Below are 12,115 nucleotides of genomic sequence, written 5' to 3'. Positions count from 1 at the left end.
AGGGGGCTAGTCAACACAACTAGGCGATGAAGGAGGACCTGAAGCTCGAGTGAGCAGACATCTGTTATTTTTTGTTGTTCTGGGGTACGTCGGAGCGCACGATACGTACACAGCCTAACAAGTCTCTGGCATCTCGATTGCGAAGTTTATATTCCATTCGTAGTGTTGTGCCGTGTACCAGTTGCCCAACTTCAGTCACCCCCGCCGACTCGATAAGTACAAGTTCTGGTGTGGTGGTCGGATTTTTAACGACTTTGAATGTATAGATGTAGGCCTGATCGGTTCTATTGCGACAATATTCATCGTCGTAAAGCGTAAATGTCGAGGCTGAGGGGACGCCAACGACTGTGAAAGAAGCGACGTCATCCCATGTGTTGGAGTTACAAGGCCCATTAACGTTAAGTTGGAAAGTTCCGCTGACAAATGGCATTGAACATTTAAGTACTCCATTGTCATTAAAGAGCTCCATTTTACCATCTGGGTAGGACGTTTGTGCCATTGCTATACTCGTTTGAAGGCCGGTCAATAAAAGTGCGAGGTATAATGGTTTTTTGCTTGATCTAAACATGAGAAATAACCTCTGTAGTTATAGATGTGGAACTCTATGATTCAAAGCTGTCGACTTGGTTGAGCTTTTCTTGGGTGACATTAACACTTCTACGCGCTCGCGCAACCTAGCAGTTCTGCTAGTACACAACGTTGAATAATGAGCGTAAAAAAGCACTGAACCGGCGGGCATGAAAAGTTCGCTCGCGCCTCAGGAGCCTGACAATGAACAATCGACCGCCCGCACCGACAATTCCCTTATTGAAGAATAATGCGATTGACCTGGAGGAACTGGGGGGGGCGCTATTAAATACATTTGCCCGCTATGACAGCCCGGAAGATGGCGATGCTCTATACCCGTCCTGGTGGGGGCGCAGTGCTGAAGGGGAACCTATCGATTACGCCAATGAGGACGTTAACCCCGTTTATTACGACCACTCGATCGTCGATCCTGAACACGGTATGCCGATGCCCATGGAAAACGGGCTTGTGCATAGAGTGGACCGGGGTGAAGTGTTTTATTCCTACCTGCTTGAGCGCGTGAACGGCCTGCCGGATGACAAAGTGGAGTCAAATCGAATATTTTTTTATGTCGGAAAAAGAGACTTGCTACCGGCACCGCAAATAAAAGAGTCCCATGACGAGCATCTTGATCCGGAGCTTGGCGTAACTGATTTTATCCCTGTCGCGCCTCCTTACCGCGCAATGTCCAAAGGCGATACGGTGATATTTAAGTGGGAGGGTATAACTTCAACGGGCGCGCCTTTGCCAGCATTGACTCGAACGTTGACGGTGACGGACGAGCATATCGGCAATGTGCTGAAATGGAGTGGTATACCAAAAACCGAAGCGACCAAAATTAAAAGCGGAAGGGTCAAATTAAGCTATACGATAAATTATGCAGCCCCTACGCTGAAACCCAGCGCGGTCTCTGCTCAGAGGCAACTTATAATTGTTCCCCCTGTCACCCCGACACTTGAGGCTGTGCGGATTAAGGAGTTCAGTGGTGACACGCTTGACCCGACTGCCTATCCAAAAGGCATTACCCTGTTGGTGACACCGTGGCAGGGCATTCGCAGTGGCGATACGCTGATCCTGTACTGGATTGGGGGGCGTGCAGACAGAACAGTGATCAAATCCCAGAACATTGATTTGTCCAATATTGATACCGATAAAATAGAAATTCATCTTGAACATAAATGGCTTGCGGTGAATGACGGGTATCGCATTTCTGTGAGTTATCAGTATCTACGCGCTGACGCCAGTGGCGCCTCAGAAGTGCGAGACCTGGGTGTTCTGGCACCTCTGGATTTACTCGCGCCGATAGTCGAGGATGCACTACTGGGTGATGATCAGGTCGATGGCAAGCTGGACACACAGTTTTTTGCCATGACCGGTGTCAACGTCAGTATACCGTCCACTGTTGTTATTCCCGAAGGCATGCAGGCAACGATGCATTGGAACGGGTTCGGTTCACCATATGAAGTGACACAGCCCGTCGACGGAAGTCCTAAAAAGTTTAACTTCCCTGAGCATGTTATTCCGCCGGATATAGCTCGAATTGTCGAGGTTTATTATAGCGTCAAGCCCAAGGATGCCCCCATTGGAACGCCAGGTTCTCCCTCGAAACCCTATAAGCTAAGTGTATTGAAGATTCCGCAGGACCGTTTGGGGGTGATTGTCTGCGATAAGGCCTCGATTGGTAACCCAGGAATACTCAAGCGTTCTGCTGTGCCAGCGGGAGGCGTGTCGTTAACATTCAGACCCTCGACCTGGATTTACATTGCCGAGGCGCAAACGATTCGGATGTGGTTGACGGGGCCGGGATCTATCGAGAAAGAGATCATAGCGTCTCGCCATGTAACCAAACAAGAAACCGTTAATGGTGTTCGTGATTGGTTGCGCCCCGAACATTTGCAGCCCTTGGCTGATGGTCAGCAATTTTCGATCTGGTTTAGCGTCAGCTTTGATGGTGGCGTCACAGATACGTTATTCAAGACGTTGTCCCTGCAGTTGCAGGCCTAATGATACCCGGTTGTTAAATTTTCGTCAGGGAGTCACGTGATGAGTAATTATACCGTAGCAGAACTGTTGGGATGGATGGATGGTAAATCCCAAACGCATGGCTGGGACGCGGTAGTATCGTACGATCAGCGTAAAACCAATGAATTACTGCATCAGTTGTATGTTGAACGTTTTAGTAGCGATAAAGGCTATATTCCTCCCATTACGAGGACTTTAGATCCGACTGGTAATGAACGGTCGGAGTTGTACGGGCTCAGGCTAAGCGTTCCAAAGTTATCGTTTGATAACGCATCGATCGACTTCACAAACTCCAAAGCTGACCTGACCATGGACATGGTGGGAGGGGCTATTGTCACCAGGGTGGTACTATCAGGTATTCCGTCGCGAATCGATCGGATTCAGGAGTTGCTGCCGTTGGGTGGTCCTCAGCTGTCCATGACACTACCTCTGGAGAATACGCCAGGCAGTGTGTCCGGCGAGCGATTGGTGACACTGGATATCAGTAAGGGAGAGAACTTCAAAGCCAACTTTGTTGTCAGTGGCATGGACCAGATAACGATAGGAAACCAGTTCAAGCTAATGTTTGAAAAATTGGACGACGATCTGAAGGTTTTTCCGTTGGGTCGTCTTGGCCCGGAATCCAATGAGGCGCTCACGCCTGAAAGTTTCGAAATTCGTACGCTCAAGGCACCGGTGATAGCGGGGCGCGCGGATGTCAATCCGGGTGCTGGTGCCGTGATGATGTTTATCACCCTGGCGGGTGGCAAGCCTGGGGAAGTACCTCCCAAACCAAATCCGGATAATCCGAATGGGTTTCGTTACCTGATCCCCAAAGACGAGGTGGGCGAAAAATTTACGGGGTCAATGTTGCTGTCCAGCCGGGTATTGTTCGATAAAGTCATAAGGCCCTACGCCATTGAAAGTATTGGCCATGGCATTGATTTTTCGCCCTACAATGGCGCTGCGGACTTGGCGTGGGCATTGACGGCGAATACTGGCAGCATTCCTGTGCCAGGATTTGAATATGATTATAACATATTTCACACCAGTATCTGTAAGGCGAATAATTCCGAAACCCTTAGAATTGATTTCCGATTGGGCACAGGCGATACACCGCTAACTCTTAGAGTGGAAAGTCGGCGTCCTGTCTTGCTATGGCGAACCACTACGCAGCAGTTTGGATTCAGACTGAGGACATGGTTCCCCCTGCATCCTGAAATAGAACCCCAACCTCTTGTGACTAATGGGCGTATACGGCTAACTACCGTGTACAAAGTGTATTACGATGTAAAGCTGGATGAAAAGGACGGGGTTGTCAGCTTCGAGCGCATAGCTGTTCCACGCCTGATCCTGAAAGCGTCAGAACATGGGTGGTTGCTTGATATCTTTGACAAAGAGAAATATGAAAAATTTGATGCCCACTTATACAACTCCTATTACCCACATCTGAATAAGCTACTTCAACACGTACCCGTACCCAATATTGATACCTTCCTGATTCGAAATCTGCTGTTTGGAAACTACAAGGACCCCAACTTTACGCAAGCCTTGCATCTTTCCCGGGCCTCTGTTCCCGGTGATCTGTTCTTGATGGGGGAGATTGATCCGCTTCGTACCAGCATGGGCATCACGGCAGATCAGAGCCTGGTCGAAATCGGGAAAACCCTGCAGTTCAAGGTCTTGGGAAGGGGGGCGGATGTACCCACTGTCTTGTGGAGCGTCTCGGATCCGGATGGTACAGAGGTCAATGTTGGCACCATCAGTCCACAAGGCCTGTATCAGGCACCTGTCGAGTTGAAAGTTAATCAATTATCCGTTCTGGTGAAAGCCGAGGGCAGCCTTGATAACAAGCCGGTAACAGCCTTGGCGATGATTTCGGTCATGAAAAGCACCATCGCCGTGAATCCGATTTTTCAGGTGACTGCGCCTGTGACCTTGGGTAAACCTGAAGATTATTATTTGAAACTGACTGCAGAAACCATCGATGGGAGTGCCCCGAAATGGGAGCTTCTGCCGTCAACGAGTGGCTCTTACCTGATACCGGATCCCCAAGATAAGGACAATCCTTGTACCCGCATGTACGTGCAAGGGCCAAAAAATACTGATCCGTTCATTATCGATACGATTGAGGTCAACGCATCTGGTGGTGCGCCGAAGCAGATAAAAATTCTTTTTCATAGTTATACATCCACTTTGTACCTCGAAGATGACAAGACTATTGAGCCCTCCACAGGAAAGATACAACTACGGGTAAAAATGGAGGAGGGTGATGATCCCGACGATTTTACCTTGGCACTGCTGGAAAGTGGTGGGGCGGGGGGGGCGTTAGATATTCAAAGTGGTGTCAGCGCTATCTATAAGGAGCCTGCCTCTTTGCAGAACAGTTTTGCCATTGTCACTGCTCAGTGGGGTTCAGGTTCGAGGGGGTATTATGGATTTATTGTCTTGCCACTGCCATTGAGTACCTATTCGCAGGCGCCGGCAATGTTTGACGAAAATAATCCGTCCGCCGTCTGGCAATCTTAGTTGAATCAGTAATTTTCGGAGCACCAGATTATGTCTACTCAATCATTTGACGGCCTTTGCCAGTCGATGCAAGGCAAGTCTATTACCAGGGGCTGGGATGCAGTTGTGACGATGAGCCGTGCAAAAGTTAATCGCCTGCTGGAACAGCAATATATTAATCGCTTCAGGAATGACAATTTTTTAAAGAAAATTTCCGGTGAACACTCAATCTTCGGTTATGCCGTGCTGGAATTGGATGGCTTGGTATTGAGTCAGCCACGGTTGTCATTCGAAAATGCAAATCTGGCCAATTCCAAAGCGCGTTTGACCTTTGATGTCGAGGCCGGCATGGTGAGCCGGCGGTTTGACGGTCCGAACTTGCCGTCCCGAGTTACGTCCAGTTTCGTCGTTACACCACAGCAAGGCTATAAAGTATACGCGGACATCGACTTGATGTTTGCGACCGGTCTTGTAGAGGAAGATGAACAAGGGCAGGGGCAGGTCATTATCGATCTGGGTAAAGCCTACGATTTCACCAGTAATCTTGTTGAAGAAAGTATGGATCAGATAGCCCTCGGCAATCTTTTCCATAAAGTGTATGCCAGTTACCCGCCGGCCATGCGGACCTATAAATTGGGCATGCTGGACTTTGACGCCGATGATCTTTTGGTGCCACGCGAGTTCCAGATTCGTACCCATAAAGCCCCGCAGGACAATGCCGTGCTCAGTGAGGACGGTGAAGGCGGCGCTGTAGTGTTGTTTGTTCGAACCCGCAATAACCCAAGTAATGGCTCGACGCCAGGTCAGGGCAGTGATTTTCCTTATCTGATCCCTGATGATCTGGATCCCGGTACGGGGCAACCCATTTATTCCGGGTCGCTGGTACTTGCCAGCCGGGTGGTGTTTGATTGGTTCCTTGAGCCTTACCTGATGCAAACGGTTGGCAACGACCTGAGGGTTCAGCGCGAAGTACTTTCTAATCATGTGGCGCGATCGCTGAGGGCGGTGTCGGGGGGGATATCACTCAAAGATTTCAACTATAAGCATGTCCACGAAAATTCAATAACTCACATATCGGCCGCCGTTAAAAATGAAGGCCCCTTTAAAATGGGCTATTACCACGGGGATTCTACCAAGGCACTTCGGTTTTCGGCGAACCAAAGGTTCATGTTTGATTGTAGTTGGTTTGGTCATCAACCGGTGGCCCTACGATTCACACAACTCTATGTGTTGGGCTTTGGCAATAGAGACTATCCTTACACGGGGTATGGCATGCCTAAGGTGAAGTTTGAGCTGGCGCCTGTCGTCGATGCAGAGTCCAACGCCGTAACCTTCGAACGTGAACCGGGGCATCAGTTCAGTGTCGATAGCGATTGGATGCCCCCAGATTATGAAGACCAGACACCGAGGTGGATCTTTGAAAGTCTAAGAGTAACGCTGGAGGGTGTAACTTCGCGTCTTGTAGACGGGCTCAAAAGGATGGCTCTTCCGGCCATCAACGTTTTCCACATCAACCATCTGCTCTTTCCAGAAAAAAACGCCCTGCGCCTGACCAAGGCGGCGCTTCCAGGTGACTTGTTCCTGGCGGGCCACATCGACCCGACACAAGTCTCGGCCACTCTGGAGCCCTTGTTCGGGCGGGTTAGAGTCGGTGAGCAATTGGCATTCGACTTGAAGACCAACGGGGAGCCGATTACCGATGTGACCTGGCGTGTGCGTGCAGTGGACGGCAGTCGTGCCACGGGAGATATTTCCGATGACGGTACGTTTACTGCACCCACGGCAGAGATGATCGATGATCTGGCGGTGCGTAATGTCGTCACCGTCTCTTATAAAAATGCCGATACAGGTGCGGAGCGCTTTGTGTCGGCGATGGTGGTGGTGGTCGCTGACCCGATGACTGTCACACCGTCGATGTTCACCATTGATATGGAGAGTTCGGGCAGGGACCCGGACTCTTCGCCTGTCCCGGTCAAGCTCAAGGTGACACTCTTGAAGGAAGAGAAGCTGAAGTGGACCTTGCGTGGACCGGGTGAGTTGCATGAGACAGGCGACGAGGCGACATACACCCAGCCCGAGGCAATCAGCGAGGCTTTACTTCCGATTGAGATTGAGGTTGAAGGCCTGACCAGTGGCAATAAAGTGTTTGCTACGATTATTTTGCTTAACAGCGCCTTTACACTACCCGTCGCGCCAGCCCTGCACCCAGGACTGCCGGCGAAAGCCGTTACCCAGTTGCGTGTGGATAATGAAGAGGATAACTCGGACGTTGTATGGTCGATGGTGACCAAAGAAGGCCGGATCGACCCGGTGACCGGTGCATACACGGCCCCCGATGAAATTCGTTCACCCTATGCGGTCATACTGGCGGCCACTGGCACCAGTCCACGTGCGCACAGGGGCTATAGCCTTATTCGCTTGTCCAATTATGCCCGGCAGTCCAAATGGAAAACGCTGGACTTTTTCAGGCTGACAACCGACTCACTCACTACGTGGACAACGAGAAACGGCCGGCAACAAGTCACTGTCATAGTCGAGGTCAGGCCCAATGACGTCGACGGTGTGGAAGTCGATGTATCTGACGAAGAGTTGGCCAGTATCCAACTGGTCACGGAAGGGGGGGAACCTATCAATATGTTGGGCCGGGACGGCGTGCCCCCTAAACCCGAGTCCCCGGGAGAAGCTTGGGATGCTTGGGGCTATACCGATGTCAAGAACGAGTTCGACCAGTATCAAGGCCCTGCAATGGAGTCCCTGCCAGCCCTGGCAGAACGAAGCCCTAACGGTCGGCGCCGTACGTTTTATGTGCAGACACGAGCGGATGCGAAGTTGAAAATCGCGGCCTACATGCGTGGAGATAATGGACTGCCCTATTACTCGAATGAAAAAGGCGGATCAGTCGCTGATAAACGGGTGATCGAAATAACCCCTGAGCGCCTGCCGGATTTTTCGAACTCGGCTTACACGATGGAGCGCAAGCGGGTCAAAGGTCAGGAGAACAATGACGTCTATTTGGATACCATTGATTACTATTATCTTGGACTTACCAGCCGAGGTCGGGTAATAGACTTTAGAACCATTGAATTCAAGTCGATGAAAAGCATTGTTCAATGGGAAAGTCGGCAGTTCGAAGAAGACATCTGCAGTTTTACCGGCTATGCACTGGCGCAGAGCAGTGTTCTTAACGTTGATCAGAACTTGTATTTGCGTATGCCGAACCCTGCGGCACCTGCACCCGGAGAGGTGGATAAGCGGGTGAGGCCGGACAAGACAGTTGTAAAGGGTTTTGAATGCCCGCCAGGGAAGTTTCTAATCAGCTTGCACCGTTCCCAATACTGGAAGTTCGATCTCGGTTGTGAACCCGACTACACGAAAGGTTTGGCGTTGACCATTTTCGATAAGTTTGGCAATGAGCACCGCGTGAAAGTTAATTTCAGGTCAGAGGCCGATCGAAATACATTAGTGGCCGAGAAGCAATAATCGCTGCGCAGCAGTCGGGCGCGGTCATGGTGCCGCGCCCGATCAATCGAGTTTGTTTTTGGCAGGAGTTTAATTATGTCGGATCAATCGTTTTCCGGCCTTTGTGAACGTATGAAAGGCTGGTCTGTAACGCTGGGTTGGGACGCGGTTGTTGCAATGAGCCGGACCAAGGTCAATAGCCTTCTCGAACAACAATATATTTCCCGATTCAAGAGTTTTGAAGATAGAGACCGGCTTCTGGAGAAAATCTATGGGAGCGTGAACATTTCTGATAATGGTTACTCAATGCTTGACCTCAGTGGCTTGATATTGAGTCCACCGCGTTTGTCGTTTGAAAACGCTACGCTGGCGAATTCCGTGGCACGTTTGACGATGGAGGTGGAATCGGGAACCGTCACCCGGCGTGCGGCTATTCCAGGTTATCCCTCGCGTGTCACGGACAGTTTTACGGTGACACCGCAGCAGGGGTTCAAGGTGTGGATGGACATCGAGTTGATTGCTTCAACGGGTCATGTCGGCGATCAACGAAGGGTCATTATTGACCTGGGGGATGCGGTGAATTTCAGCACTAACCTGCTGGAAGATGATTCTTCAAAATGGGCGTTAGGGCGGTTTCTTTTAGAGCGGTATAAGCGATTACCAGAAGAACATAGAGTTTACGAGTTGGGGATGCTGGATTTCAACGACGACGACTTTCTGGTACCCCGCGAGTTTCAAATTCGTACCCAGAAGGCACCCCCGGATAACGCAACCCTCTCCGAGGGGGGGGAAGGGGGGGCGGTGGTCCTGTTCATCCGAACCCGCAATAACCCGACCAATGGCTCGACGCCGACTAAGGACAGTGACTTTCCGTACTTGATTCCCGATGATCGGGATCCTGTTAGCGGAGAGCTGCTTTATTCCGGAGCGTTGGTGCTGGCGAGCAGGGTGGTGTTTGACTGGTTTGTCGAGCCTAGGTTGTTGAATTTAGTCGGTTACGGTCTCGGGTTTGAGCGAGAAATGCCTTCCAATTATGTTGCGCGTTCATTGCGGGCAATTGCGGGGCGTATACCAGGAGAGAATTTTTACCGATCTTGGGGCGATCTGCTGGATAATGGCGAGGTGGAAAATACGAGTCCAATCGAACTTCCTATGTTCAATACTAACGCTCAATTGGCACTTCGGGTGGGGGCCGATTCCAATTGCGAGCTGAACTGCAACTGGGAGGGGGCGCAGCCCCTTAACTTTAAAGTGCATACGTATAAATTTCCGACGGGTAGCAAAACAGAATATATCGACAGTGTTGTAAAGCCAGTTCTCAAGTGTGGGCTGAAGCCTGGAGTTGATATTGGCTCTAATGTCGTTTCTTTTACACCTCGGGCTGATAATGTAAATCAGTTGATTGAAAGACTTGAGGCCGATTTTTTTGCAGGATCAGCCAGAGTTCCTTTTCACGTTATTCGAGCGCTTAAGTTGTATTTTATTCCCGACCTTCGAGGGCTGATGGAGGTCTTTAACACTGTTGATATCCCTGATATTAATGTCTTCCATCTCAGTCATCTACTATTCCCCCAGGAACAAGCCTTAAAACTCACAAATGTCGCCTTGCCCGGTGACTTGTTCATGGTCGGGCATATCGACCCGAAAAAAACCACGTTCACCCTGGAGCCTTTGTTTGGTCGGGTCAAGGCGGGCAACACGTTGCAGCTTACTATCAAGCCCCTTGCGCTTCGAGACACTGCAGTCACCTGGTCTGCCCATAACCTGGCCGGAGACGAGCTACCTGACGCCATCAGCCGGAACGGAGTGTTCAGTGCCCCGGATTTTGCGCACCTGCAGGCTCTGGTCGAGCACTACATCATCACCGCCGCTTACACCGCGGATGATGGAACGCTACGTGAGGCCTCGGCGCTGATAGCCGTGGTGGCCAACTCCCTGAGTGTAACACCATCGATCGCGACACTCGATATTACAACCCCAGGTGAAACGCCTGAGACGGTCAAGATCAGGGCAATGACCCTGGGCACTGCGCCACTGACCTGGACGGTGCGGGAGGACTTTGGTGATCTGGATGTTGCGCCCGATGGACTGAGTGCGACCTACACGCTGCCCGAAGGTGTTCCGGAAGGGGCTGCCGGATTGGTGATCATTGATGTTGAGGATCTCGCTGGCGATGAAAAGTCCAGCGTCAGTATCCTTTGGCTGGGCAAATACTTCACTTTGCCAGTCGTGCCTGGGTTTCACCCGGGCTTGCCGGCCACGGCTTCAACCCAATTGCGCGTTGCCGACAGCGACATTGAGCCAGATGAAATTGTGTGGGACCTGCTGGCCGGAGACGGGACTGTCGGTGCGGATACCGGGCTTTTCACGGCGCCGCAGATCATCGAAACACCTTATGCCGTGGTGCAAGCCAGTCTTGGCGATGGCCCGCGCGCGCACCGGGGCTACGGCATCATTCACTTGTCCAACTTCGCCAGAAAGGCCGGATGGACCGAGTTGAAATCGATCAGGCTCACGTCGGACTCGGTCTCCACCACGCTCTATAGCAATGGATTGCAACAAGTCAACGTCAACGTTTCGGTCACGCCCAAAGATGTTGGCGATGGTCAGCCAGGCTTAATCTCCGATGAGGAGATCGGCAGCATAGAGCTGTTGGGCAAAGACCAGCACAACAATTGGGTGCCACTGCCCCGCGTGGGCCTGGCGGGTGTACCCGAGGGAGGCGGTTGGGGGTACAGCATTGATAAAAACACGTTCGATCAGTACCCGGGGGGGCCTGAGTTGGCGGTATCCGGCGTTGTGCCTCGGCACGCGGCACGTACTGCGAATTACTTTGTTCAGTCACGGCTGAGCGGCACGCTGGACATCGCCGCATCGATGCGCGGCGATGATGGGTTGCTCTACTTCTCGACGGCGGTAGGCGAAGCTTCCGAAGGTGAACGCACGATTACACTCGGGGCCAAGGAGCCCGAGAGCTTCGATAGCAGTATCTACACCTTCAGCGTTAAGCGCGCGGCGGGGACCGACGAGCCTGATGAGAATGAGGATGGAGAAAACGACGGTAATGACAAGGACTTGAGTACGATAGATTATTTTGTCTTGGAACTTAATGTTGATCACCAGAAAGTCAAGTTCAAGACAGTCCAATTAGAGGCGGCCAAAAGTATCGTTCAGTGGGAAAGCCGGCAGTTCGATGAAGATATTTGCAGTTTTACCGGCTATGCATTCTCTGGCAGCAATGTGCTTAATTTCGATCCCTTGTTGTATGCACGAATGCCAGAGTCTGTCAGGCCCGAAAAACAAGTAAAACCCGGTATGGAATGCCCGGAAGGCAGTTTTTTGATCAGTCTTCACCGTTGCGAGTACTGGAACTTCGATTTGAATTGCGAGCCTGATTACACGAGTGGTTTGAAACTGATTATTCATGATGTGAACGGCAATATGCATAGGGTTCAGGTTAACTTTAAAACCCCGACTAATCGTAATGTGCTGGTGGCTGAAAAATATTGATCTGACCGTTCGACAACGCTGTTACATCACCGCGTTGTCGATGGTTTGATTCATTTCTTAGTGTAAGTTA

5 protein-coding genes are annotated in these 12,115 nt (G+C 51.0%); 4 read left to right on the top strand and 1 reads right to left on the bottom strand.

Annotated elements, in window-relative coordinates:
- Window positions 1-64 precede the first annotated feature (64 nt).
- Window positions 65-499, bottom strand: a complete 435-nt coding sequence (locus tag NQL71_RS29485; protein ID WP_248687987.1) for a hypothetical protein — start codon at window positions 497-499, stop codon at window positions 65-67.
- Between the two features lie 272 nt (window positions 500-771).
- Between NQL71_RS29485 and NQL71_RS29480 the strand changes: the two genes are divergently transcribed.
- The 4 genes from NQL71_RS29480 (at window position 772) to NQL71_RS29465 (ending at window position 12,045) form a co-directional block, all read left to right on the top strand.
- On the top strand, window positions 772-2,571 hold the full coding sequence (locus NQL71_RS29480) for a hypothetical protein (protein ID WP_248687988.1): 1,800 nt from the start codon (window positions 772-774) through the stop codon (window positions 2,569-2,571).
- Window positions 2,572-2,610: 39 nt separating this feature from the next.
- Window positions 2,611-5,097 carry a hypothetical protein gene (locus tag NQL71_RS29475; RefSeq protein WP_274643770.1) on the top strand — a complete coding sequence of 829 codons (2,487 nt, stop codon included), beginning with the start codon at window positions 2,611-2,613 and terminating at the stop codon, window positions 5,095-5,097.
- Between the two features lie 30 nt (window positions 5,098-5,127).
- Complete coding sequence (locus tag NQL71_RS29470) at window positions 5,128-8,556, top strand: hypothetical protein (RefSeq protein ID WP_274643769.1); 3,429 nt, start codon at window positions 5,128-5,130, stop codon at window positions 8,554-8,556.
- A gap of 75 nt (window positions 8,557-8,631) precedes the next feature.
- A complete protein-coding gene (locus NQL71_RS29465) occupies window positions 8,632-12,045 on the top strand; it encodes a hypothetical protein (RefSeq protein ID WP_274643768.1) in 3,414 nt (1,137 codons plus the stop codon).
- The last annotated feature ends 70 nt before the right edge of the window (window positions 12,046-12,115 follow it).

It is taken from the genome of Pseudomonas serbica (assembly GCF_028823535.1).
Taxonomy (GTDB): Bacteria; Pseudomonadota; Gammaproteobacteria; order Pseudomonadales; family Pseudomonadaceae; genus Aquipseudomonas; species Aquipseudomonas serbica.
Note: the sequence above shows the minus strand (reverse complement) of the source record. Positions and strands in the feature narration are given on the sequence as shown.

Bases quoted from the DNA above. Each gene is read 5' to 3' on its own strand.
- NQL71_RS29485 (WP_248687987.1), bottom strand. From the start codon at position 499: ATGGCACAAACGTCCTACCCAGATGGTAAAATGGAGCTCTTTAATGAC.
- NQL71_RS29480 (WP_248687988.1), top strand. From the start codon at position 772: ATGAACAATCGACCGCCCGCACCGACAATTCCCTTATTGAAGAATAAT.
- NQL71_RS29475 (WP_274643770.1), top strand. From the start codon at position 2,611: ATGAGTAATTATACCGTAGCAGAACTGTTGGGATGGATGGATGGTAAA.
- NQL71_RS29470 (WP_274643769.1), top strand. From the start codon at position 5,128: ATGTCTACTCAATCATTTGACGGCCTTTGCCAGTCGATGCAAGGCAAG.
- NQL71_RS29465 (WP_274643768.1), top strand. From the start codon at position 8,632: ATGTCGGATCAATCGTTTTCCGGCCTTTGTGAACGTATGAAAGGCTGG.